The following is a 22,610-nucleotide window of genomic DNA, read 5'->3' on the forward strand; positions in this document are numbered from 1 at the left end:
CTGACGCGAAAGCGGGCATCGCATTGGTCAGTAACCCGCGCACCTTCTGGCTCGTGCTGCTGTGCGCCGCGGCGGCGCTCGGGGCGGCCGCCGCCGTCGGGCCCGTGCTCGGGCTGGCCGCGGTCGCCGCGGCCGGCGGGGCGGCGGCGCTGCTGCAGGCCGGTGGGCTGATCCGGCTCGCGCTGCGCATCCATCACGAGCGGCGCAGCTTCGGGCCGTGCCGCGGAGCCGGGTTCCTCGGGCTGGGGGCGCTGCTGGCCGGGGCGGGGGTGGCCGTGACCGGGCTCCCCTGGCTCGACCCCGGGCCGGTCGCCGCGGTGACGACGCTCGTCGCGGCGCCGGTGTACCTCGCGGGGCTGTTGCTGCTGCCGGGGACGGCGCCGGACCTCGGCGCCCGGCTGCGCCGGCTGCTCGACGGGGCCGGGATCGGCGTCAGCCTGTTCTACTGCGCCTGGGTCCTGGCCCTCGGGCACTCGGCGCCCGGTACCGCGCCGGCGCGGCTCGCGGTCGCGCTCACCGGGTGCGTCGCCGTCGCGGTCGCCGTCGTCACCGGGATGCGCGCCGTGCGGCATCGGCCCGCGGCGCTGGCCTGCGCGGGGGGTGCGGCGCTGTCGATCGTGGGCGTCGACGTGTACGCGCTGCTGCTGCTCGGCCACCAGCGCGCCTGGCCGGCGGCGCCGGGCGCGGTCACCGCGGGGCTCGCCGTGGCGGGGGTGGCGATGGTCGCCGGACCGTTCCTCATGGCGGCGGGGGCGCGGCGCGCCGACGACGAGCCGGCCCGGCCGCACGCCGCCGACGAGGGCGGGTCGTTCGCCGCGTACCCGCTGCTCATCGGGCCGGCGCTGCTCGCCGTCGCGGTGTCGGCGCTGCACCTGATCACCGGGGGGCGCTTCGACGAGACGTCCGTGGCCCTCGGGGTTGGCGCGTTCGCCGCCCTCGCCGTGCGGGAGCTGCTCGCCGCGCGGGACATCCGGCGGTACGCCCACGCGCTCGCCGGCCGCGAAGCCCGCTTCCGCACCCTGGTCGCCGGCTCCACCGACGTCGCCGTCGTGCTCGACGACGACCTCGTCGTGCGCTGGCAGTCGCCGGCCGCGGCCCGCCAGTTCGGGCTGTCCGACCAGGACGTGGTCGGCCGGCCCTTCACCGATGTGTTGCACGCGGCCGATGCCGCACCGGCCGCGGCGGCGCTGCGCGCGGTCCTCGACGGCTGCCAGCACGTGCTCGTGCAGGCCCGGCTCCGCGACGGCTTCGGCCGCTGGCGCGACACCGAGTCCACCGTCAGCGACCAGCGCGACGCCCCCGAGGTGGCCGGGCTCGTGGTGCACGTGCGCGACATCGGCGAGCGCGCCCAGCTGCAGCGCACCCTCGACGCGGTCACCTGGACCGACGACCGGACGGGTCTGGCCAACCGGCGCCGCCTACTCGCCGCGGCCGGCGAGCTGTGCGCGGCCGAGCGCCCCGGCTCGCTGCTCGTGCTCGAGCTGGACCGCTACGCGAGCGTCGCCGACCTGCACGGGCCCGCGGTCGGCGGCGCCGTGCTCATCGAGGCGGCCCGCCGGCTGCGTGCCGCGGCCGGCCGCGACGACCTCCCGGCACGCCTCGGCGGCGCCGCGTTCGCGATCCTCACCGAGGCACCGCTGGTGCACGCGTTCGCCCTGGCCACGAGGCTGGCCACCGCCCTCGCGGAGCCGTTCCACCTGCCCGGGTCGCAGACCGTGCATCTCTCGGCCGACGTCGGGGTTGCGGATCTGCTCGGGGCCGGCGGGGCCGAGGAGGCGCTCCGCCACGCCGACGTCGCCCGGCGGCGGGCGCGGCAGCTCGCACGGGGGCGCGACGGCGGGCGGGTCGAGTGCTATGACCGGTCGTTCGAGACAGCGCTGGTGCGCCGCACCGAGATCGAGCAGCAGCTGCCCGGAGTCGTCGGGCGCGGGGAGCTGGACCTGGTGTTCCAGCCCGTCGCCGACCTCACCACGCGGACGCCCGTCGGGGCCGAGGCGCTGCTGCGCTGGCGGCATCCGCGGCTCGGGGCGATCCCGCCCGCGGAGTTCCTGCCGATCGCCGAGGAGCTCGGCGGGGGGATCGCCGAGGAGATCGCGGAGTGGGTGCTGCACCGCGCGTGCCGGCAGTTGTCACGGTGGCGCGGTGACGGGCGGGACCTGTGGGTGTCGGTGAACGTCTCGGCGGCGCAGCTCAACAACGGCGGGTGGCTCGCGGCGGTCGCGACCGCGATCGACACCCACTGCGTGCCGGCCGAGTCGCTGGTCGTCGAGGTGGCCGAGGCGGCGCTGCCCGAGGATGCGTTCGCGGTCGAGCAGCTGGCGGGGCTGCGAGCCCTCGGGGTGCGCACCGCGCTGGATCACTTCGGGACCGGGCCGACGGCGCTCGCGCACCTGCGGCGGCTGCCGATCGACGTGCTGAAGATCGACCAGGCCCTGTTCAGCGAGCCGCCGGGGCGGCAGGGGGCCGCGACGCCGATCGTCGACGTCGTCGTGGGGCTGGCGCGGCGGCTGGGGATCGACGTGATCGCGTGCGGGCTGGAGAGCGAGCCGCACGCCGACGTGGTGCGGGCCGCCGGGTGCCGGCTCGGGCAGGGGCACCTGATCTGCCCGCCCGAGCATGCCGAGCACGTGGAGGCGTACCTGGAGCGGCACCGGCAGCCGACGCTCTGAGCGGGCTCAGGCCGTCAGGGAGCGGCCGAAGTTCACCACCGCGGCGTCGAGCTCCTGGTAGGCGGCGTCGCTGATGGCGTGGTCGCGGGTGCGGTCGCTCAGGTTGCGCCGCAGGTCCTCGATGCGCCGGACGGCGTCGTTGTCGTCGGAGAGCAGGTTGCCGACCTGGTTGCGGATGTCGAGGGCGACGTCGGAGCGGATCTCGCCGGCCTGCGCGCGGCGGTCGACGATGTCCAGGACCGCCTTGGCGGCGGCCTGCGGGGTCTGCGGGGACGGGCCGGCGGGCGGCGAGGCCGGCGGGCCGTCCGAGGAGGCGCCGCTCGGGCGGGCCGGTGGGCGGGCGGTCCCGCCGGGGCCGGTGCTGGCGCGGTCCGTGGGGGCCGGCGCGAACGAGACGAGGATGCTGACCGTGGGCGCGGGGGCCGCGTTCCCGCCGGGGCTGCCGGCCGGGTCGTCGTCCTTGAGCAGGAGCACGGCGAGTACCGCTGCCACGGCGACCACGACCGGGACGGCCAGCCAGGCGCGGCGGCGGCCGGGGCCTGCGGGCGTCCCGGGGCCCGCGCCCAGGATCGTGGCCGCCTCCGCCGCCGTCGGGCGCAGGGCCGGGTCGGTCTCCAGGCAGCGCAGGCACACGTCGGCGACGCCGCCGGGCAGGCCCGGCACGGTGAGCGTGGGGCGGCGGCCGGTGGCCAGGGCGCGCTCGAGCTCCTCCCAGGTGCCGGCCGGGTACGGCGGCGCGCCGGTGAGCATCTCGAACAGCAGCACGCCGAGGGCGTAGACGTCGGTGGCGCCGCTGGCGGGCGCGCCGACGAGGCGCTCGGGCGCCACGTACGGCGGGGTGCCGAACGTCATCGCCTCCTCGCGCTGGCCGATGTCGGCGGCGATGCCGAAGTCGAGCAGGCGGACCCCGTCGGTGGTGAGCATGACGTTCTCGGGGGTGACGTCGCGGTGCACGACGCCGCGGCGGTGCGCGGCGTGCAGCACGTCGGCCACCGTCGCGGCGACGGCGACCGCCTCCGGGCACGGCAGCGGTCCCCCGGCGAGGCGGCTGGCCAGGGAGGCGCCGTCGAGCAGCTGCATGACCACGTAGGCGGCGATGCGCCCGCGCGGGGTGACGGTCTCGCCGTAGTCGTAGACGCCGATGGCGTTGGGGTGCTCGATGCGCGCGGCGGCCCGCGCCTCCCGCCTGATGCGGTCGCGCTGCCCGCCGTCGGAGGCGATCGGGCCGTCGAGGACCTTGACCGCGACCGTGCGCTCCAGCGTGGAGTCCCAGGCCCGCCAGACCACCGACATGCCGCCCGCCCCGACGGGCTGCTTGAGGATGTAGCGGCGGGCGAGGATGTCGCCCTCCCGCAGCTGAGCGTCGCGCATCCTACGTGGAGGCCCGCACAACGAGCTCCGTCGGCAGGATCGGGTTCTCGGGGTGGGGGTCGCCGGGGTGGTCCAGGTCGGTGTCGAGCAGCAGGGCGGCGGTCACCGAGCCGAGCTCCTCCACGGGCTGGCGGACCGTGGTCAGGGCGGGCGTGGTGAACGCGGCGAGCGGGGCGTCGTCGAAGCCGACGACGGCGACGTCCTCGGGCACCCGGCGGCCGGCCTTGCGCAGCGCCTGCAGGGCGCCGGCGGCCATCGCGTCGGAGGCGACGAAGAGCCCGTCGAGGCGCGGGGTGCGATCCAGCAGCCACGCTGCGGCGTGGCCGCCGGAGGCGGTGGTGAAGTCGCCGTAGGCGGCGAGCGGCTGGCGGCCGGCCGCGAGCATGGCGCGACGGTACCCGTCGAGGCGGTCGGCCGCGGCCGGGGAGTCGGGCGGGCCGGCGATCGCGGCGATGGTGCGCCGGCCGCGCAGCAGGAGGTGCTCGACGGCCTGGCGGGCGCCGTCGCGGTTGTCGACGTCGGCGTAGGGCACGGCCAGCTCCGGCCGGCCGGCGGAGCGGACCGGGACCAGCGACGCGGCGAGGGACACGGCGAGGGGGTGCCCGCCGGGCGCGCCGACGATCATGACGCCGCCGACGCTGCCGGCGGTGAGGAAGCGGGTGGCGCTGGAGACGGCGCCGCGGGTGGCCGACATGGTCAGCAGCGGCACGCCCCGCCGGGCGAGCTCCTCCTCGGCGCCGGCGAGCAGCCGCGCGCAGTAGCCGTCGCGGAACAGCCGGCCGGCCGGCTCGAACACCACGGCGGCGACGGGCAGGCCGGCGGCCTGCTCGGTGCGCCGCGGCGCGCGGTGGCGGACGTAGCCGAGCCGGGCGATGGCGTCGTGGACCTGCACCCTGGCGGAGGTGCTGACCCGGACCCGGCCGGTGAGGACGCGGGAGACGGTGGCGGCGGAGACCCCCGCGGCGGCGGCGACCTCGGTGACGGTTGGGGGTGCGGGCTCGGCTGCGTGCTCTTCAGGCATCAAGTCTCCTGTGGGAGCGATTCCTGCGGTCAGCGTCAGCCACGAGTTACGCCGATGTCAACTATCGGTTTCGATCACCCTTAAGCTGCCTGCAATTCGCCCTAAACTACGCTGTGTCAAGTATCGCCAGGGCTATCGCTAGCCGGACCGAGTAGGGAATAGTCGTCGACTGTGTCGGGGATCGAGGTTGGCCGCAGGGTGCTCGACCGCTACCTGCTGGTCCGTCCGATCGCCCGGGGCGGCATGTCGCTGGTGTACGAGGCGGTCGACCTTGAGCAGATCAGGCCGGTGGCGCTGAAGATATTGGCGCCCGCCTTCGCCGCCAACACGCGCGCCTGTCACGCGGCGCGACGCGAGCCTCACCTCATGCAGCGCATGCGGCACCCCACCGTGCCGAAGGTGTTCGCGTTCGGCGAGGTCGACGTGGACGCCGTGTCGGTGCCGGCGGTCGCGATGGAGCTGCTCAACGGGGTGCCCCTCGCGACCCGCCTGGCCGAGGGGCCGCTGCCCTGGCCGCGGGCGGTGGAGATCGCGGCCTCGATCGCGGAGATGCTCGCCGTGGCGCACCGCCGCGGCATCGCGCACCGCGACCTGACCGCCGACAACGTCATGCTCACCACCGCCGGGGTGAAGATCATCGACTTCGGGCTGGCGCTGCCCTTCGCGCACCCGTCGGCCGGCCGCGACCAGCAGGCGCCCGCGTGGGACGTCTACGCGCTGGGCGTGCTGCTGTACCACATGCTCACCGGCCGCTCACCGCACGCGCCCGGCGCCCGGCTGCTGCAGGCCGCGCCCACCCCGGTGGTGCTCACGCCCGGCCTGCCACGCTCCGTAGCCGAACTGTGCCGCAAGTGCATGGCCAAGCGCCCGGACGAGCGCCCCGAGAGCGCCGAGGTCGCGCTGTCGCTGTGGGCCGAGTTCGCAACCGACTGGCAACAGTCGGGCGTCTTCACCGAGAGCTACGGCACACGCTCCGGACACGGATCGTAACTGCTGAGTCTCAGCCGCTACTGCTCGGCGAGCAGCAGGTGCGGCATCAGGCGTTCGATCGCGTCGAGGTCGTAGACGCGGCGGATCTCGGTCACCAGGCCCGACTCGCCCACCGCCAGGAACTCGGCCAGCCGGAAGGTCTCGCCGGCCAGGGCGCAGTCGTAGACGAGCGCGGCGCGGCGGTCGACGACCGTCTGTGAGAAGACCGCGATCGAGTCCAGCGCTGCGGCGTAGCCGGTCAGCAGCTCGATGAAGTCGCCGTCCGGGTCGAGGTTGGACTCGATCGCCGGTGCGGCGGCCAGCAGCTGGAACAGCTCCGCCGTGCGCCCCGTGGTCCAGGCCGCGACCCAGCGGCCGGCGACGTCCTCCACCGCGATGTCCATCGCCCACATCCTCGCATGCCGGGCCGCGGCGGCCCGCGCCGGACCGCTGCCGCCGCCCGCCGGACCCCGCGCCCCGGGGTTCCAGGAAAGGGCTTTCCTCGGTAGCATCCGGTGCATGTTGCGGATCGACGAGGAACTCACGGCCAAGGCGCTGCGCCCGGGCGTGGAGCGGATGTTCGAGCTCTCGGCCGGCAAGATCCGGGCGCTGGACCCGGACGGGGGCGGCGGGTCGCCGGTGTTCACCGTCGACGGGCGCTACACGGCGCGCGGCTGGACGGAGTGGACGCAGGGCTTCCAGGTGGGCTCGGCACTGCTGCAGTTCGACGCCACCGGCGAGGAGGCGTTCCTGGACCTCGGCCGCTCGCAGACCGAGCGGCTCATGGCGCCGCACGTCAGCCACGTGGGCGTGCACGACCACGGGTTCAACAACGTCAGCACGTACGGTGCGCTGCTGCGCCTGCACCGCGAAGGGCGCATCGACGGGCGGGACCGGGGCGCCGCGGAGCTCGCGCTGAAGGTCTCCGGCGCCGTGCAGGCCGCCCGATGGCAGCGCACCGAGGACGGCACCGGCTACATCTACTCGTTCAACGGGCCGCAGTCGCTGTTCGTCGACACGATCCGCTCCTGCCGCTCCCTCGCCGTCGCGCACCGGCTCGGGCACGTCCTCATGGCCGAGCACGACGAGCGGGTCGACCTGCTCGAGCGGCTGCGCCAGCACGCGCACAACACAGCGCGCTACAACGTGTACTACGGCACCGGGCGCGACGCCTACGACGTGCGGGGCCGCACCGTGCACGAGGCGCTGTTCAACGTCAACGACGGGCGGTTCCGGGCGCCGAGCACGCAGCAGGGGTACTCGCCGTTCTCCACCTGGACCCGCGGCCTGTCGTGGGCGATGCTCGGCTTCGCCGAGCTGCTGGAGTTCGAGTCCGACGACGTGTTCGCCGAGGCGGCCCGCGCCACCTGCGACTTCTACATCGCCTCGTCGCCGGCCGACGGCGTGCCCTACTGGGACACCGGCGCGCCCGGCGTCGCCCACCTGGACCTCGACGCGCCGGCGGACCCGTTCAACGCCTTCGAGCCGGTCGACTCCAGCGCCGCCGCGATCGCCGCGCAGGGGCTGCTGCGCCTGGGCCGCCACCTCGGCGACGAGCGCTACACGCAGGCCGGGCTCACCGTGGCGCGCACGCTGCTCGCCGAGCCCTATCTGTCGGCCGACTCGGCGCACCAGGGGCTGCTGCTGCACTCGGTGTACCACCGCCCGAACGGCTGGGACCAGGTCCACGAGGGCCAGCGGGTGCCCAACGGCGAGTCCAGCATGTGGGGCGACTACCACCTGCGCGAGCTCGGCCTCTACCTGCTGCGCCTCGAGGACGGGCCGTACTACACGTTCTTCGGCGGCGTCGCATGAGCGCGGCGCTGGTCACCGGGGCGTCGCGCGGGATCGGCCGCGGTATCGCGCTCGCCCTCGCCGGCGCCGGGTTCGACGTGGTCGTGAACTACGCGAGCAACGCGGCGGCAGCGGCCGAGGTCGCCGCGGAGGTCGAAAAGCGAGGAGCAAAGGCCGCGGTGGTACACGCTGATCTCGCGCAGTCCGCCGATCGCGCCCGGCTCGTCGAGGAGGCGTACGCGGCGTTCGGCGACATCGAGCTGCTCGTGAACAACGCCGGCGTGGCCCCGTCAGTACGCGCGGACATCCTCGAGGCGGGCGAGGAGTCGTTCGACCGCCTCGTCGGCATCAACCTCAAGGGCCCGTACTTCCTGACCCAGCTGGTCGCCAACCGGATGATCGCGGCGGGCACCGCGGGCCGGATCGTGACGATCTCGTCGATGAGCGCCTACACGGCGAGCGTGAACCGCGGCGACTACTGCGTGACGAAGGCCGGGCTGTCGATGCTGACGAAGCTGTACGCTGCGCGACTGGCCGAACACGGCATCAACGTCTACGAGGTCCGGCCCGGCATCATCGCCACCGACATGACCGGCGGCGTCAAGGAGAAGTACGACCGGCTGATCCACGAGGAGGGCGTGACCCCGATCCGCCGCTGGGGCACCCCGGAGGACGTCGGCAAGGCCGTGGTCGCCATCGCGACCGACCTCTTCCCCTTCTCGACCGGCCAGGTCATCGACGTCGACGGGGGGTTCCACCTGCGTACGCTGTAGGCTCTTGGCACCGCGGAGCTGGCAGGGAGGCCCGCCAGGGCCGACCGTTGTCTGGTGGGAACTACGGTCAGTTAGTGACGCGGTCCGAGTCATGATCGGTTGTCACGAAGGCCGGTGTCATTTTTCACGTGTCGCTCGGGAATCCGCAGGGTACACCTCGAAGGGTGCGTCTGCGTGGACATGTAGCCCTCAAGAGCCTTGCGTCCCTGTTGTTGTGCGGTCTGTTCGCCGGGGTGGTGGTCGCCGCGGCGGTCTTCCCCGGCCTCGCCGCGTCCGGGCTGGCCGCCAAGGGCGGCAGCGATGCGTTCGAGAACCTGCCGACCGACCTCGACGTGCTGCCGTCACCGCAGATCTCCTACATCTACGCCAGCGACGGCACCACGCTGCTGGCGATGATGTACGACGAGAACCGCCGCGACGTGCCGATCTCCGACGTCTCGCCGGCCATGCAGCAGGCGATCGTCGCCGCCGAGGACACCCGCTTCTACGAGCACCGCGGCGTCGACCTCAAGGGCGTGGCCCGCGCGTTCGTCAACAACGAGAACGGCGGCGACCAGCAGGGCGCCTCCACGCTCACGATGCAGTACGTGCGGGAGGCGACCGCCTACTCGGCGCAGACGCCGCAGGAGGTCGTCGACGCGACCGCGAAGACGTCCGGGCGCAAGCTGCGCGAGATGAAGCTCGCCATGGCCCTGGAGAAGAAGCTCACCAAGCAGCAGATCCTGGAGAAGTACCTCAACATCTCCCCGTTCGGCCACGGCGCCTACGGCATCTACGCGGCCGCGCACGTCTACTTCAACAAGGACCCCAAGGACCTGAGCCTGGCGGAGTCGGCGCTGCTGGCCGGGCTGGTCAAGGCGCCGTCGACGAACGACCCGGCCACCGCCGACGGGCTGCCGAAGGCGATCGCGCGCGAAGGCTACGTGCTCGACCAGATGGTGGCGCTGAAGTACATCACCGCGCAGCAGCGCGACGAGGCGAAGGCCACGAAGCTCACCATCGTCGGCCAGCGCACCCCGGAGGGCTGCGAGTCGGTGCAGCGGGCGGACCTGGGCGCCGGGTTCCTGTGCGACTACCTGCGCCGCTGGTGGCTGGACCAGCCGGCGTTCGGCGCCGACGAGCTGGAGCGGGAGAACCGGCTGCACTCCGGCGGCTACACCATCATCAGCTCGCTCAACGTCAAGACCCAGGCGGCGGCGTTCAAGTACGCCAAGGACCAGCCCGAGGTCGGCAGCAGCGAGAAGGTCGGGATGGGCAACCCGGAGGCGGTCATGGTCGCCGCGGTCGAGCCCGGCACCGGCCGGGTCCAGGCCCTCGCCACCAACCGCAACTTCAGCAACGACCAGACCAACAACAAGCCGTCGACCAACCCCGCCAAGAAGGGGCAGAAGGGCAACTACCCCAACACGACGGTGCCGTTCATCACCGGCGGGCCCGACGTGCCCGGCTACCAGGCCGGCTCCTCGTTCAAGATCTTCACCGCGGTCGCGGCCCTGGAGTCGGGGATCCCGCTGAGCCACACCGAGGACGTGCAGGCCCAGTTCGTCTCCGACTACCCGATCGACGCGAACAGCCCCGCGGCGTGCAACGGCCCGCACTACTGCCCGCGGAACTCCACCGGCGACCCGGTCGGCACGTTCAACATGTGGCAGGGGTTCGGCCTGTCGCTCAACACCTACTTCGTACCGCTGGAGCAGCGCGTCGGCGCCGACCACGTCGTCGACGTGGCGAAGCGGCTCGGCATCCAGTTCCGCTCCCCCAGCGACGCCGCCTTCGCCAAGGACGCCAAGGAGTGGGGCGCGTTCACCCTCGGCGTGTCCGACACGACGCCGCTGGACCTCGCCAACGCCTACGCGACGCTCGCCGCCGACGGCATGTACTGCGCGCCGACCCCGATCACCGAGATCAAGGACCTCAAGGGCAACAAGGTCGACGCCGGCCAGCCCAAGTGCCGCTCGGTCGTCTCGGCGGACGTGGCCCGCGCCGCCGTCGACATGGCCCGCTGCCCGGTCGGCGACCAGTCCGCGTTCAACGCCTGCCCCAACGGCGGCACCGCCACGGGCGTGCGCGGCGACGTCGGGCGCCCGGTCGCCGGCAAGACCGGCACCACCGACAGCGGCAAGAGCGCCACGTTCGTCGCGATGACGAAGCAGCTCGCGGTCGCCGGCATCCTCACCGACCCGGACAACCCGCAGACCAACCGGACGATGTCCCACCCGGTGGTCAACAACGCGGTCGCCTACACGCTCAAGGCCGGCCTGCAGGGGCTGCCGGTGGTGAACTTCACGGCCCCGAGCCGGCAGAAGGCGTTCGGTTCGAACTGACGCCCTTGGCGTGCGCCTCGACGTCGTCGGCGGCCCGCGCGCGCAGCAGCGCGTGGACGTCGGCGATGTCGCGGGGCGCGGTGCGCGAGGCCAGCCAGTACATGACGCCGGTCGGCAGGAAGAACACCTGGAACGCCGCCAGGCCGATCGCGAGGTTGGCCGGCGGCGGGAAGCTGCGGGCCAGGGCCGCGAACACCGCGCCGACGAGGCCGTTGCCCGCCGACCGGCCGACGCCGTTGACGAGGTTGCCCATCGAGTACACCGTGCCGCGGTGCTCCGGCGGGTTGACGTCGGCGATGAGCGCGAACCAGTTCGGCGAGTTCGCCGACGTGAACGCGAGCGCGACGAGGGCCAGCCCGAACGCGCCGGCGAGCCCCGGCGAGGTGAACAGCGAGCCGAGCACCAGCGCCGCCGCGGACCGCCCCGACGGCGGCGGGAGCGTCAGCGGCGCGAAGAACAGCGCCACGTACAGCGGGACGCCGGCCAGGATGCCGATCGCCGCCACCTTGGCCCGCCCGCCCGGGTCGCGGCGCTGCCACCGGTCCCCGATCAGGCCGCCGACGATCGACAGCACCCCGCCGAGCTGGAACAGGGTGGCCAGGACGCCGCCGATCTGGATCGCGGCCTGCTCGTCGTAGCCCTGCGCCTCGGCCTTGGCCTGGAACAGCCGCGGCAGCCAGACGAGGGAGCCGAACGCCGCCTGCGCGGTGAGGCCCTGCAGGATCAGCCACACGTTGGTACGCCGGGCGAGGATGCGCGGCAGGTCGGCGCGGGAGATGCGGTGCTCGTACTCCTCGCCGGCGGCGAACACGGCGGCGAGGTCCGGCTCGCTCTGGCCGCGGCGGATGTCGGCGGTGGTGAAGTACGCGACGCCGGCCACCACCCCGAGCCCGGCCAGCACGTAGAACGGGGTCCGCCAGTCCTTGCCGCCGAGCTGGCTGGCCACCAGCACCCCGGCGAGCGTGCCCACGCCCTGCGACAGCCCCCACAGGCTCATGACGAGGCCGCGCCGGCGCGGCGTGATGAGGTCGCTGACGACGGAGAACCCGACGGACCCGACGGCGCCGAGCCCGATCGCGGCGAACAGCTGCGCGGCGAGGAACCCCCAGTAGCCCCCGGCGAGCACCGTGGCCCCGGTGCCGGCCGCCCAGATCAGGGTCCCGGCCATGAGCACCGGCTTGCGGTCGGTGCGGTCCCCCGCATACGCCCAGGCGACGGCGGCGACGGCGGTGACGAGGTAGCTGACGGCGGTGACGACGCCGAGGGCGCCCTCGCCGACCCCGAGCGCCCGGCTGATCGGCGAGTACAGCGGCGGGACGAGGCCGATGGCCACGTTGTCGAGCGAGGCCAGGATGATGAAGACGACCACGCTGTAGACACGATGCGCGCTCAACCCACCACTCCCCCCGAATTCGGGGCGGGCACCGCCCACGATGGGGGGAAGCCGCCCGGCCCGGCCTCGACGACCGTAGATTCCATGAAGTTCCGTATGCTGCCGGTGGCCGCAACAGCGATGCTAGCCCTGACCGCCTGCACAGGCGGCGGTGGCGGTGGGGACCAGGCCGCGCCCTCCGCGACACCCAATGCGGCGCCGAAGGCGCTGCTCGACGCCGCGCAGTGCATGCGCGACAACGGCTTCCCCGAGTGGCCGGACCCGATGCGCTACTCCGACGGGCACTGGGGCTGGCCGGACAGCGCGCCGCAGGTGCAGCAGCCGCCGGCGGCCTGCTCCACCCTGATGCGCCAGGGCAAGGACGCCCAGGCCGGCTCGCGCCGGGCGGTGAGCCCAGAGGAAATGGTCAAGCTGCGCAAGTGGGCGGAGTGCGTGCGTGCGCACGGCATACCGGACTGGCCCGACCCGGACGCCGCCGGGCAGTTCGACCCGCCGACCCGGCTGAAGCCGTTAGACGGCAACGAGGACCTGCAACGGGCCAGCGAGGCCTGCGTGGCCCTCGAGCCGGCGGACGGGATCGCCATGAAGGCCGACCCCGGCGTGACGAAGCCCGCCGCCGGCTGAGGGCGGCGGGCTCGTCGACGAGCGGCTCGCGGGCTCAGCCCGTCTCGCCGGCGACGGACAGGGTGCGCAGGCGCTGCACCGCGTACGCGGTCGAGGCGACCGTGAACACGCCGGCCATGACGTAGCTCAGCGGTACCGCCACGTTGCCGTGCAGCAGGTCCGACGGCGCCAGGGCGTCGACGATCGCCTGGACGTACTGCTGGATGGACAGCTTCTGGGTTCCGGTGAGGATGTTGCCCAGCACGCCCTCCCACAGCACCACGTAGGCGAGGCCGACGAGCACCGGGCGGCGGGTCAGCACGCTGAGCATGACGAACAGCGAGCAGTAGGCCAGGGACCCGACGACCGCGCCGACGACGAGGGCGAAGGCCACGGCGGCGTCGCCGGCGATGAGCCCGACGATGAACAGCGGCACCCCGGCGAACAGGGCGGTGACCCCGGTCGCCACGCCCAGCTTCGTGAAGATGATCTCCGAGCGGGGCAGCGGCTTGGACAGGATGTGCGTGATCGTGCCGTCGTCGATCTCGGAGCCGAGCACGCCGGTACCGACGATGAGCGCGATGACCGGCAGCACGGCGGTGAAGCCGAGGCCGCCGATGATGCCCTCGCCCCAGTCGGCGGGCTCCGCGCCGGTCGTCCGCGCGATCAGGGCGAGGCCGATGAGCAGCAGCGGCAGCGGTACGAGCAGCCAGATCCGGCGCCGGCCGAGCAGGCCCCTGGTCGTGATCATCGCGACTGTGGCATTCATCAGGCACCCACCAGGTAGGAGAAGACGCTTTCCAGGGACTCGTCGGCCGGCAGCAGGCGGCGCACTCGGACGCCCTCCTTGAGCGCGATGCGCGGCAGGGCCCGGGTGAACGTGCCGTAGTCGGAGGCGCGCACCTGCAGGCCGGTCGCGTCGATGTCGACGCCGGCGACCGAGTCCTGCGCCATGAGCGCGACCGCGAGGCGCCGGTCGTCGCTGGAGCGGATGGTGAACACGTGCGGGCGGTTGGTCATGAGCCGCCGGATCGTGCGGAACTCGCCGGAGGCGGCGAGCCGGCCGGAGACCATGACCTGCACGGTGCCGGAGACCTGCTCGACCTCCTCCAGGATGTGCGAGGAGAACAGCACGGTGCGCCCGTCGTCGCCCATCTTGTGCAGCAGGTCCATCATGTGGAAGCGCTGCCGCGGGTCCATGCCGTTGAACGGCTCGTCGAGCAGCAGGACGCTCGGCTCGTGCACGAGCGCGGCGGCGACCCGGATGCGCTGGCGCATGCCCTTGCTGTAGGTCTCGATGCGCCGGTCCTGCGCCGGCTCCATCTCCACCAGGGCGAGGGCCCGGCGGGCCGCCTCCTCGGGGTTGGCCAGCCGGAACAGCTTGGCGCTGGCCAGCACGAACTCCTTGCCGGTCAGGAAGCCGTGCACGCTCTCGCGCTCGCTGACGAGGCCGAGGCTGCGGTACACGTCGGGGTTGCGCCACGTCGGCGCCCCGTCGACGGTGAGCGTGCCCCGCGAGGGTGCCAGGAACCCGGACATCATGTGCAGCAGGGTGGTCTTGCCGGCCCCGTTCGGGCCGAGCAGGCCGGTGACGCCCGGCCCGAGCGTCATGGTGACGTCGTTGACGGCCACCACGTTGCCGTACCACCGCGAAACGTGCTGCAGGTCGACGGTGCTCATCTCAGGCGGCCACCTTCCGGTAACGCAGCAGCAGGAGCCCGACGGACCCGCCGAGCAGGATCAGGGCCGCGATGCCGTACACCGGCCCGTAGTCGCCGATGGGCAGCCGGTTGTTGTTCTCCACGCCGAAGATCCACTGCTCCAGACCGAGCATGAGGAACATCGGGTTGGCCAGGAACGCCAGGTTCTTGATCGTGTCGTTGCCGAGCACCGACAGGATGCCCACGATCGGCGAGGTGATCAGGAAGACGCCGACGATGAACGCGGCCGCGAACGCGCGGCGGCCGGTCAGCGAGGCGACCAGCAGCGAGATCGCCGCCAGCACCAGGGCCCGCAGCAGCGTGGTGCCCAGGCCCGGGCCGAGGTCGCCGAGTTCCTTCCACGCGCCGTGCCAGCCGTCGGTGCGGGTGAACACCGCGCCGATGTAGATGAGCAGCTGCGGCACGGCCAGCAGGCCGAGCACTGCGGTGACGAGGGCGGCGTACTTGGCCAGCGCGTAGTCGGTGCGCGCCAGCGGCCGGGAGAAGTACAGCGGCAGCGTCCGGTCCCGCAGGTCCCGCGAGACCAGCTCCGGGGCGACGATGGCCAGGAACAGCATCACCGGGTAGCTCAGGCCGCTGGCGTACTGCCGGTAGCTCATCAGCGTCTCGCCGCTGAGCGAGCGGAAGGCGATGACGACCACCGCGACGAGCAGCACGATGCCGATGATCGCCCAGGGGAAGATCTTCGCCTTGGCGCCGCGGCCGATGCCGAACGCGGCCCGGACGCTGTGCTCGTAGAGGGAGCGGTTGGCATACCAGCGGCCGAGGCGCGGCCCCGAGTAGCGCTGGTAGCCGATGTCGTGGATGACACTAGTCTGCGGCGCCACGGCCGGCCTCCTGAACAGCGCTGAGCGCGGGTGCGGTCACGGTCGGTGGTTGGAAGAGCTCGGCGACCCGGTGGCGGCGCTGGTCGAGCCGGTGCAGCGGCAGGTCCAGCTCGGCGACGGCGACGAGGATGCGGTCGTACACGTCCTCGCTGTCCAGCGGCACGCTGAGCGCCGCGCCGTCGCGGGTGGCCGGGATGCCCAGCTCCGCCAGGCGCCCGGTGAGCTGCTCCACACCCTCGCTGACCTCGACGGTGAGCACGTCGCGGCTCGTCGTCATGTCCTCGACGGTCGCGGAACGCAGCAGGTGCCCGCCGTCGATGGCGATGATCGAGTCGCAGATCCGCTCGACCTCGCCGAGCAGGTGCGAGCACACCACGATGGAGATGCCGAACTCGGTGCCGATGCGGTGCACCAGCTCCAGCATCGCGTCGCGCCCGGCCGGGTCGAGGCCGTTGGTCGGCTCGTCCAGCAGCAGCAGGTCCGGGTCGTGCGCGAGGGCCTGTGCCAGCTTGACCCGCTGCTTCATGCCGGTCGAGTAGCCGCCGATCTGGCGGTAGCGCTCCTCGTAGAGCCCGACGTGGCGCAGCGCCTCGGAGGCGCGCTCGCGGGCCGCGGTGGCGGGCAGCCCGCTCATGCGCGCCAGGTGCGTCACGAACTCGGCGGCGGAGACCTCGCCCGGCAGGCAGTCGTGCTCGGGCATGTAGCCGACCCGGGCACGGACCTCCTCGGCGCGGGACGTCGGGTCGAGCTCGAGCACCCGAAGCTCCCCCGAGGTCGGCGCGAGCAGGCCCAGCATGATCTTGATAAAGGTGGACTTACCGGCACCGTTTGCCCCGACCAGCCCGATGATCCCCGGCTGCACGGCCAGGGTCAGGTCCGATAGGGCGGTGACGCCACCCCCGTAGCGCTTCGTCAGCGCACGCGTCTCGATGAGTGTCACGTCGCCGAGACTACGGACCGTGTACCCCTGGGACCATCCGGAACGCACCTGAAAGCCGTTCCTTAGGGGTTCTACCTGTGATTCCTCTCAGGTTCGGGCCGTACGCAGCTCAGGGTCGGCCGCGGCGCGTGATGTTGCTCAGGTTCGGGCCGCATGCAGCTCGGGGCCGGCCGCGCCGTGTGCGGGCGCGGCCCGGCGCCGGCGGCCGGCGAGGGCGCCGAACGCGAGCTGGGTGACGGCGAGCGCGGCCAGCAGGACGAGCGTGGCGTGCCAGCCGCCCGTGTGCTCCGCCAGCGTCCCCGCGGCGACCGGCCCGGCGGCCGCGAGCAGGTAGCCGAGTGACTGGGCCATGCCGGACAGGTGGGTCGTCTCGCGGTGGGTGCGCCCGCGCAGGCTGATCAGCGACAGCGCGACGACCAGGCAGGCGCCCTGCCCGAGCCCGGCGACGGCCGCCCACACGACGGTCAGACCGGGCGCCAGCAGCAGCCCGAGCACCCCGGCGAGCATCGGCGCGCACGCCACCACGGCCCCGGTGACCTGGCTCGCCGAGCGCCGCAGCACCAGCGGGATCGTCAGGCCGCCCGCGATGCCCAGCACCTGGAAGACGAACAGGTGGACGCCGGCCGCCTGCGCGCTGGACCCCGAGTCCGTGTCGATCGTCGGCAGCCAGGTGACGAGCACGTAGAAGGTCGTGGACTGCAACCCCATGAAGGCGGTGATGAGCCACGCGGCCGGCTGCCGCCACACGCTCGGGTGCGCCGGCTCCTCGGCGAGCCGGGTCTGTCCGGCCGCGGCCCGGGCCGCGCGGGCGCGCGGCAGCCAGACCGCGCCGATGACGAGGGCCAGCACCGCCCAGACCGCCAGGGCCGCGCGCCAGTCGGTCGCGGCCGCGAGGGGCACCGCGACGGCGGAGGCGGCCGAGGCGGCGACGGTGATGGCGGCGGTGTAGAAGCCGGTCGCCCGCGACACGTGCGACGCGTAGTCCCGCCGGATGATCACCGGCACCAGCACGTTGCCCACGGCGATCGCCGTGCCGACGACGATCGTGCCGAGCCACAGCCCCGGCGCGCCGGTGTAGGAGCGCACCACGCAGCCGCCGGCCAGCAGGAGCAGCGCAACGAAGATCGCGCGCTCCGCCCCGAGCGGCCCGGAGACCCGGTGCACCAGCGGCGAGACGGCGGCGAAGGCGAGCAGCGGCAGCGCACCGAGCACGCCCAGCAGCGTCTCGCCGAGGTGCTCGGCGGCCCCGATCTGCCCCAGCAGCGGCCCGACGGCCGTGATGGCGGGCCGCAGGCACAGCGCGACCAGGAAGATCGCGGCCGCGTGGCGCTGCGCGGCCCGCAGTGTTCGCTGCTCGGTGTAAATGTTCGACATTTGCACTAAAGTTAGTGCATGCAGCTGAGCTCCCCCGTCCGTCAGACACCGTTGGTGATGCAGGTCGCAGGCCAGTTCCGCGACCTCATCGAGGCCGGGGCGTGGCCCGTCGGCGCGAAGATCCCCGGCGAGGTGGTGCTGGCCGGCGAGCTGGGCGTGAGCCGCGGCACCGTCCGGGAGGCGCTGCGCGCACTGAGCCTCACCGGGCTCCTGGAGCCGCGGGTCGGCGACGGGACGTACGTGCGGGCGACCAACGAGATCACCGGCGTGCTGGTGCGCGACGAGCTGTCGGCCCTGACCACCGTGCTGGACACCCGCGCCGGGCTGGAGGCCGCGTCGGCCCGCCTGGCCGCCGCACACGCCACCCCTGCGGACCTTTCGGGCCTGGCGGCGGCGCTGCACACCCGGTCGGTCGCGCACGACGCCGGCGACCGCCCCGGCTACGTCGCCGCCGACCTCGCGTTCCACCGCGGCGTGGTGCGGGCCAGCGGCAACCCGCTGCTGCTGCGCCTGTACGACGCCGTGGCCGAGGTGGTGACCCGCTCCATCGAGGACACCGCGTTCCTCCCGGAGGACCCCAGGGTCCGCGACTCGCACGACCGGCTGCTACGGGCAATTCGGGACGGCGACCGCGACGGCGCCGCCGCGACCTCCTACCGCCTCATCGAGTCCGTCAAGTCGACCATCGCCCGATGAGCGCCGTCCTCTCCCTGCGCGACGTGACGTTCCGCCGCGAGGGCAAGCAGATCCTGCACGGCGTCGATTTCACCGTGTCGGCCGGCGAGCACTGGGTCATGCTCGGCCCCAACGGCGCCGGCAAGAGCACGGTCCTCTCCTTCTGCGGCGCCGTGACCCACCCCACCACGGGCACCGTGCACGTCCTCGGCCGCCAGCTGGGCCGCGTCGAGCTGCAGGCGCTGCGCCGCTCGATCGGCCACGTCAACCCGCGCCACCCGCTGCGCTCGCCGCTCACGGTCCGGGAGGTGGTGCTCACCGGCATCACGGGCACCGTCGAGACCCCCGCCCGCTGGCGCCCCACGCCGTCGCAGTTCTCCCGGACCGAGGAGCTCATCGACCTGATGGGCCTGAAAGGCATGGCCGACGAGCGCTGGCCGACGCTGTCGCAGGGCGAACGCGGCCGGACGCTGATCGCCCGCGCCCTCGCCAGCGACATCCAGCTCCTGCTGCTGGACGAGCCGTCCACCGGTTTGGACGTCGCCGCGCGCGAGCAGCTGCTGGACACGCTCGACCTGCTGCACACCACGCACCCCGGCCTCGCTTCCGTCCTGGTGACCCACCACCTGGAGGAGCTGCCGTCGCAGACCACGCACGCGCTGCTGCTGGCCGAGGGCCGGGTCGTCGCCGCCGGCCCGACGCACGCCGTGCTGACCAGCGAGAACGTGAGCGCCGCTTTCCAGTACTCGATCCGCGTCGAGCACCACGACGGCCGCTGGAGCGCCCGCGCGCGGCGCTGACTGCCTTGTCTTCCTGTCCCGCCCGTTTCCTCGTGGAACGGAACAATAGCCGCATGACATCCGAGAACACCGCTGGTCCGACGCGGGGCGAGGCATCCTCGACGGCGGCGCGGGGCGCCGCATACTTCGACCAGTGGTACGCGGACATGGCCGCCTCCCCGGCCCGCGACGCCATCGTCGCGCGCGCCCTCGGCCTGCCGCCGCAACTGCAGTTCGCCAGCGCCCTGACCTGGCAGGCCCTGGCCGACGTGACCGAGGCACTGCGCCTGCCGCCCGACGGCCTGTTGCTGGACATCGCATGCGGCCGCGGCGGGTACGGCATCGAGGTCGCCCACCGCCGCGGCACCCGGCTGATCGGCGTGGACTTCTCCGCCGTCGCCCTCGAGCAGGCAAGGTCGATCGCCGCAAGCCGCTTGCAACACGGCCGGGCCGAGTTCCGGATCGGCACCCTGGTCGCCTCCGGCCTGGAATCAGGTATCGCGGACGGCATCATGTGCGTGGACGCGGTCCAGTTCGCCGAGCCGCCGCTGCACGCACTGACCGAGTTCCGCCGCCTCCTGATGCCGGGCGGCCGGCTGGCCCTGACCTGCTGGGAGCCGGCCGACCCCACCGACGAACGCGTCCTGCCACGCATCCGCGCCGTCGCCCTCCGCCGCGACCTGCCGGCGGCCGGTTTCGTCGACGTCGAGGTACACGATAGGCCCGAGTGGCGCGCGGCCGAGCGGGCTCTGTGGGAAGAGGCTCTCGCGGCGGACCCCTCCGACCCGGCGGTGGAGTCGCTGCAGGCCGAGGGCCGGCGTTCGCTGGAGGCCTTCGACTCGCTGCGCCGGGTGTTCGCGACCGCTACCGCGCCCTGAGCCGGAACCACCTTCCACCCGAGCACGGCCGCCGTGCGCCTGAGCGAGAGCACTTCGCCGCCCGAGCACGGCCGCCGTTCGCCCGAGTAGGAACACCTTGCGCCGGCCGCCGTTCGCCCGAGCAGGAACACCTTGCGCCCGAGCACGGCACCGTGCGCTTGAGCAGGAACACCTTGCCGCCCGAGCGCGGCACCGTGCGCTCGAGCAGGAACACCTTGCCGCCCGAGCGCGGCACCGTGCGCTCGAGCAGGAACACCTTCCGCCCGAGGAGGCAGACGCCCGCTCAAACGGGAACGCCTGCCAAGCGGGCGCCGTCGTTGGTCGCCCGGGCGGGAACATGCCCCACGCCAGCAAGCCGATGTGCGCCTGAGCGAGAGCACCTTGCCACCCGAGCGGGCCGGGCGTCGTTGAACGCAAACACCATGTCGGCCACCGTCGGCGTCGCGCTGAGCCTGGTCACCCAGCCGAACACAGCAGTTCGGCTCGCGGCGCCGCGGCAATGCGGCCATCCGGTCGGCGACGCCGGGGATGAGCTCGGCGAGGACTTCGGCGGGAAGACGACCTGGCTGTGGTGGGGCACCTGGACCACTCTGGCGTCGCAGGCCGACGTTCTGTCATTGGCGATCGTCGCAGCAGGCTGATACCAGCAGGGCGGCTGACGGACGCCCGGGCAAGGCTCAGGCGGCGAGCGCCGCCCGGAGCGCGGCCGTCGCCCGCGGGGACCACAGCACGTGCCCGGCCAGCGCCGGGCCACCGCGCGCGTCCGCCATGAGCAACAGCTCATCGCCCATGTCCAGGCCCGATTCGTCCGAGCCGACGGCGATCCGGCGGCCGTCCAGACCGTACTCGTCGCCGTGCTCGGCGACCCACGCCGCGGCGACGAGATTCTCCTCGAGCGCCACCGGGATGCGGGCGCTCGGGGCGAGGCTGTAGTCGACGACGACAACCGCAGCCCGCACCTGCGTCGCTAGCCGGTAGGCCCGCAGGTCGACATCGCTGACCGGCGCGTCACCGCCATGCACATAGATGACGACGGGCAGAAGGCCGTTCACACCGAGCGGCCGGAACAGCCGCATCCAAGTCTCACCGGCCGGCCCGCCAAGCGCCCTGATCTGCTGGCCGCCGGGAGGATTGCCAGGAAGCCGGCCGGGAACCGCGGCCGGCACACCGTCGGCGAGCCTGCGGGACACAGCGGAGCCGCGACGCGACACCCGCGACGGCTTCGGCGTGGTCGGGGCGAACCCGTACGAGGCACTCCTCGGCGCTGGAAGCTCAACGGTCTTCGACACGGTGGTCATCACAACTCCAATCCGACAGCCGCTACGCCCTCGTCAGTGGGCTGGCCTGTTACGAAAAGCGTGCGACCGCCGGGCATGCCAGGGCATGGGTCATTTGACCGCATTGGCACGGCGTCACCGGTGGCCGGATCGGTCATCTGGTCATACCGCCGCGCAATCATGCGGAAGGCCTCGAAGATCCTGAAGGATCGGGCCGCGCCTTCTTCGAGCCTGCGGACGAGAAGGTCACGGCGGGCGGTCAGCGACGCGATGACGCGATCGAGCTCGGCGATGCTGTGGCGATTGGTGGCAAGAGACGCCGGGCACTCGTCGCTGCGCTCGTGGCCGGCGTCCAGACACGCAACCGATCAACCTGCGTCGAGTCCTTTGCCGAGCAGCAGTCCATGGTTGCCAAACCCAGCCGAATAGTAGAAGCCGGCCGCGTCCTCGTTCGGCGCAAAGACCACCGCAACGAGGAACTCGACGCCGCGGTCCCGGGCGACCCGCTCGGCCGCGCCCAGCAGCGCGCGACCGACGCCCCGACCACGGCAATGGTCAAGAACCACCGTGTGGACCTCGGCGGTCTGGCGCGGGATCAGGATTTGATGATCCCTCGGAACTGGTCGAGGCACGACCTCCGCCATGCCCGCCACCTCACCATCCACCTCGGCCACCAGTAACAAATCGTCGGCCGTCCGGCAGCACCAGGTGCTCGCGTTCCTTCTCAAAAACGACCTCACCATCTCGGCGGGCTCGACGGATCTCCCAGTGGATCCCGCCGCCCGCCCGGCGCTGGTCGAAAAAGGCGAGTTCCGAGCCGGAGACGGCCAGGCCACCGGATCTCGTGATGGTGTTCGGCGTGACCGCCCGGACACCACTCGGGTCGAGTTCGACCAGAGGGAAGTCGGGGTAAGGACATCAGCCACGGAAGCGGTCACGTTGCGACGCCAGGCGTCCGGCTCCGGTCAGGGATGGCGTGGGGTCAGGGCAGGAGGTCGGCGCGAGCAGCCCGCTCGGTCGCATGGGCCGCCCGGACGAAATCGCCGACGCCGTGTCGTGGCTGGTCTCGCCGGCGGCATCGTACGTCACCGGCACCGATATCATCGTGTCCGGCGGGCGATGACCTGGCCAGGATCGTGACGACGACCGGCCCCGCGGTCGAGGGAGTTGCTCCCGGTTACGAGGTCATCGGCTTCACCCACGAGGGCGCCAGTCACGCCGA

The 22,610-nt window shown here is 73.0% G+C and carries 22 protein-coding genes; 11 read left to right on the top strand and 11 right to left on the bottom strand.

The features are described 5' to 3' along the window. Positions 1–23: 23 nt before the first annotated feature. Complete coding sequence (locus tag ABD901_RS07005) at positions 24–2,669, top strand: putative bifunctional diguanylate cyclase/phosphodiesterase (RefSeq protein ID WP_345122505.1); 2,646 nt, start codon at positions 24–26, stop codon at positions 2,667–2,669. A 6-nt stretch (positions 2,670–2,675) separates the two neighbouring features. Here ABD901_RS07005 and ABD901_RS07010 read toward each other — a convergent pair whose 3' ends face one another. Further along, positions 2,676–4,040: a serine/threonine-protein kinase gene (locus ABD901_RS07010; RefSeq protein ID WP_345122507.1), complete on the bottom strand. Its 1,365-nt coding sequence runs from the start codon at positions 4,038–4,040 to the stop codon at positions 2,676–2,678. Between the two features lies 1 nt (position 4,041). After that, positions 4,042–5,061: a LacI family DNA-binding transcriptional regulator gene (locus tag ABD901_RS07015; protein WP_345122509.1), complete on the bottom strand. Its 1,020-nt coding sequence runs from the start codon at positions 5,059–5,061 to the stop codon at positions 4,042–4,044. 171 nt (positions 5,062–5,232) lie between these two features. Between ABD901_RS07015 and ABD901_RS07020 the strand changes: the two genes are divergently transcribed. Further along, the gene (locus ABD901_RS07020; protein ID WP_345122511.1) at positions 5,233–6,051 is read left to right on the top strand and encodes a serine/threonine-protein kinase; all 819 of its coding nucleotides are present in this window, start codon (positions 5,233–5,235) and stop codon (positions 6,049–6,051) included. Positions 6,052–6,068: 17 nt separating this feature from the next. On the opposite strand, the gene ABD901_RS07025 is transcribed toward ABD901_RS07020, so the two are convergent. Continuing rightward, entirely contained in the window at positions 6,069–6,434 is a 366-nt protein-coding gene (locus ABD901_RS07025) for a hypothetical protein (RefSeq protein ID WP_345122513.1), read from the bottom strand. Positions 6,435–6,549: 115 nt separating this feature from the next. On the opposite strand from ABD901_RS07025, the gene ABD901_RS07030 reads away from it, so the two are divergent. The 3 genes from ABD901_RS07030 (at position 6,550) to ABD901_RS07040 (ending at position 10,921) form a co-directional block, all read left to right on the top strand. Next, positions 6,550–7,845 carry a glycoside hydrolase family protein gene (locus ABD901_RS07030; protein ID WP_345122516.1) on the top strand — a complete coding sequence of 432 codons (1,296 nt, stop codon included), beginning with the start codon at positions 6,550–6,552 and terminating at the stop codon, positions 7,843–7,845. Then, positions 7,842–8,597 carry a 3-ketoacyl-ACP reductase gene (locus ABD901_RS07035; RefSeq protein WP_345122518.1) on the top strand — a complete coding sequence of 252 codons (756 nt, stop codon included), beginning with the start codon at positions 7,842–7,844 and terminating at the stop codon, positions 8,595–8,597. The genes ABD901_RS07030 and ABD901_RS07035 overlap by 4 nt, the downstream gene beginning before the upstream one ends. A gap of 164 nt (positions 8,598–8,761) precedes the next feature. Beyond that, a complete protein-coding gene (locus ABD901_RS07040) occupies positions 8,762–10,921 on the top strand; it encodes a transglycosylase domain-containing protein (RefSeq protein WP_345122520.1) in 2,160 nt (719 codons plus the stop codon). Here ABD901_RS07040 and ABD901_RS07045 read toward each other — a convergent pair. Beyond that, positions 10,881–12,353 carry an MFS transporter gene (locus ABD901_RS07045; RefSeq protein WP_425556664.1) on the bottom strand — a complete coding sequence of 491 codons (1,473 nt, stop codon included), beginning with the start codon at positions 12,351–12,353 and terminating at the stop codon, positions 10,881–10,883. The genes ABD901_RS07040 and ABD901_RS07045 overlap by 41 nt on opposite strands. Positions 12,354–12,398: 45 nt before the next feature. On the opposite strand from ABD901_RS07045, the gene ABD901_RS07050 reads away from it, so the two are divergent. Then, positions 12,399–12,938 carry a hypothetical protein gene (locus ABD901_RS07050; RefSeq protein ID WP_345122522.1) on the top strand — a complete coding sequence of 180 codons (540 nt, stop codon included), beginning with the start codon at positions 12,399–12,401 and terminating at the stop codon, positions 12,936–12,938. Positions 12,939–12,972: 34 nt separating this feature from the next. Here the strand turns inward: ABD901_RS07050 and ABD901_RS07055 are convergent, their stop codons facing one another. From ABD901_RS07055 to ABD901_RS07075, 5 genes are all read right to left on the bottom strand, one after another. After that, on the bottom strand, positions 12,973–13,668 hold the full coding sequence (locus ABD901_RS07055) for an ABC transporter permease (protein ID WP_345122524.1): 696 nt from the start codon (positions 13,666–13,668) through the stop codon (positions 12,973–12,975). A 17-nt stretch (positions 13,669–13,685) separates the two neighbouring features. After that, the gene (locus ABD901_RS07060) at positions 13,686–14,597 is read right to left on the bottom strand and encodes an ABC transporter ATP-binding protein (protein WP_345122526.1); all 912 of its coding nucleotides are present in this window, start codon (positions 14,595–14,597) and stop codon (positions 13,686–13,688) included. Between the two features lies 1 nt (position 14,598). Beyond that, on the bottom strand, positions 14,599–15,465 hold the full coding sequence (locus ABD901_RS07065; protein WP_345122528.1) for an ABC transporter permease: 867 nt from the start codon (positions 15,463–15,465) through the stop codon (positions 14,599–14,601). Continuing rightward, positions 15,449–16,405: an ABC transporter ATP-binding protein gene (locus ABD901_RS07070; protein ID WP_345122530.1), complete on the bottom strand. Its 957-nt coding sequence runs from the start codon at positions 16,403–16,405 to the stop codon at positions 15,449–15,451. Before ABD901_RS07070 ends, ABD901_RS07065 begins: the two co-directional genes overlap by 17 nt. 138 nt (positions 16,406–16,543) lie before the next feature. Continuing rightward, positions 16,544–17,779 (bottom strand): MFS transporter, encoded by a 1,236-nt coding sequence (locus ABD901_RS07075; RefSeq protein WP_345122531.1) that lies wholly within the window; start codon positions 17,777–17,779, stop codon positions 16,544–16,546. Positions 17,780–17,797: 18 nt separating this feature from the next. Between ABD901_RS07075 and ABD901_RS07080 the strand changes: the two genes are divergently transcribed. From ABD901_RS07080 to ABD901_RS07095, 4 genes are all read left to right on the top strand, one after another. Continuing rightward, positions 17,798–18,475 carry a FadR/GntR family transcriptional regulator gene (locus ABD901_RS07080; RefSeq protein ID WP_345122533.1) on the top strand — a complete coding sequence of 226 codons (678 nt, stop codon included), beginning with the start codon at positions 17,798–17,800 and terminating at the stop codon, positions 18,473–18,475. Further along, positions 18,472–19,254, top strand: a complete 783-nt coding sequence (locus ABD901_RS07085) for an ABC transporter ATP-binding protein (protein ID WP_345122535.1) — start codon at positions 18,472–18,474, stop codon at positions 19,252–19,254. Before ABD901_RS07080 ends, ABD901_RS07085 begins: the two co-directional genes overlap by 4 nt. A 53-nt stretch (positions 19,255–19,307) precedes the next feature. Beyond that, positions 19,308–20,111 (top strand): class I SAM-dependent methyltransferase, encoded by an 804-nt coding sequence (locus ABD901_RS07090; protein ID WP_345122537.1) that lies wholly within the window; start codon positions 19,308–19,310, stop codon positions 20,109–20,111. A gap of 422 nt (positions 20,112–20,533) precedes the next feature. Then, positions 20,534–20,752 carry a hypothetical protein gene (locus ABD901_RS07095; RefSeq protein WP_345122539.1) on the top strand — a complete coding sequence of 73 codons (219 nt, stop codon included), beginning with the start codon at positions 20,534–20,536 and terminating at the stop codon, positions 20,750–20,752. Positions 20,753–20,788: 36 nt separating this feature from the next. On the opposite strand, the gene ABD901_RS07100 is transcribed toward ABD901_RS07095, so the two are convergent. Beyond that, entirely contained in the window at positions 20,789–21,187 is a 399-nt protein-coding gene (locus tag ABD901_RS07100) for an alpha/beta hydrolase (RefSeq protein WP_345122541.1), read from the bottom strand. A gap of 569 nt (positions 21,188–21,756) precedes the next feature. Next, positions 21,757–22,131, bottom strand: coding sequence for a GNAT family N-acetyltransferase (locus tag ABD901_RS07105; protein ID WP_345122543.1), 375 nt, complete (start codon positions 22,129–22,131; stop codon positions 21,757–21,759). A 233-nt stretch (positions 22,132–22,364) separates the two neighbouring features. Between ABD901_RS07105 and ABD901_RS07110 the strand changes: the two genes are divergently transcribed. After that, positions 22,365–22,511, top strand: a complete 147-nt coding sequence (locus ABD901_RS07110) for an SDR family oxidoreductase (RefSeq protein ID WP_345122545.1) — start codon at positions 22,365–22,367, stop codon at positions 22,509–22,511. Positions 22,512–22,610 lie beyond the last annotated feature (99 nt).

The sequence above is a fragment of the Dactylosporangium darangshiense genome (genome assembly GCF_039537565.1).
Classification (GTDB): Bacteria; Actinomycetota; Actinomycetes; order Mycobacteriales; family Micromonosporaceae; genus Dactylosporangium; species Dactylosporangium darangshiense.

Bases quoted from the DNA above. Each gene is read 5' to 3' on its own strand.
- ABD901_RS07050 (WP_345122522.1), top strand. From the start codon at position 12,399: ATGAAGTTCCGTATGCTGCCGGTGGCCGCAACAGCGATGCTAGCCCTG.
- ABD901_RS07100 (WP_345122541.1), bottom strand. From the start codon at position 21,187: ATGCGGCTGTTCCGGCCGCTCGGTGTGAACGGCCTTCTGCCCGTCGTC.
- ABD901_RS07055 (WP_345122524.1), bottom strand. From the start codon at position 13,668: ATGATCACGACCAGGGGCCTGCTCGGCCGGCGCCGGATCTGGCTGCTC.
- ABD901_RS07090 (WP_345122537.1), top strand. From the start codon at position 19,308: ATGACATCCGAGAACACCGCTGGTCCGACGCGGGGCGAGGCATCCTCG.
- ABD901_RS07105 (WP_345122543.1), bottom strand. From the start codon at position 22,131: ATGGTGAGGTCGTTTTTGAGAAGGAACGCGAGCACCTGGTGCTGCCGG.
- ABD901_RS07060 (WP_345122526.1), bottom strand. From the start codon at position 14,597: ATGAGCACCGTCGACCTGCAGCACGTTTCGCGGTGGTACGGCAACGTG.
- ABD901_RS07085 (WP_345122535.1), top strand. From the start codon at position 18,472: ATGAGCGCCGTCCTCTCCCTGCGCGACGTGACGTTCCGCCGCGAGGGC.
- ABD901_RS07010 (WP_345122507.1), bottom strand. From the start codon at position 4,040: ATGCGCGACGCTCAGCTGCGGGAGGGCGACATCCTCGCCCGCCGCTAC.
- ABD901_RS07035 (WP_345122518.1), top strand. From the start codon at position 7,842: ATGAGCGCGGCGCTGGTCACCGGGGCGTCGCGCGGGATCGGCCGCGGT.
- ABD901_RS07030 (WP_345122516.1), top strand. From the start codon at position 6,550: ATGTTGCGGATCGACGAGGAACTCACGGCCAAGGCGCTGCGCCCGGGC.
- ABD901_RS07075 (WP_345122531.1), bottom strand. From the start codon at position 17,779: ATGTCGAACATTTACACCGAGCAGCGAACACTGCGGGCCGCGCAGCGC.
- ABD901_RS07025 (WP_345122513.1), bottom strand. From the start codon at position 6,434: ATGGACATCGCGGTGGAGGACGTCGCCGGCCGCTGGGTCGCGGCCTGG.
- ABD901_RS07095 (WP_345122539.1), top strand. From the start codon at position 20,534: ATGTCGGCCACCGTCGGCGTCGCGCTGAGCCTGGTCACCCAGCCGAAC.
- ABD901_RS07080 (WP_345122533.1), top strand. From the start codon at position 17,798: ATGCAGCTGAGCTCCCCCGTCCGTCAGACACCGTTGGTGATGCAGGTC.
- ABD901_RS07015 (WP_345122509.1), bottom strand. From the start codon at position 5,061: ATGCCTGAAGAGCACGCAGCCGAGCCCGCACCCCCAACCGTCACCGAG.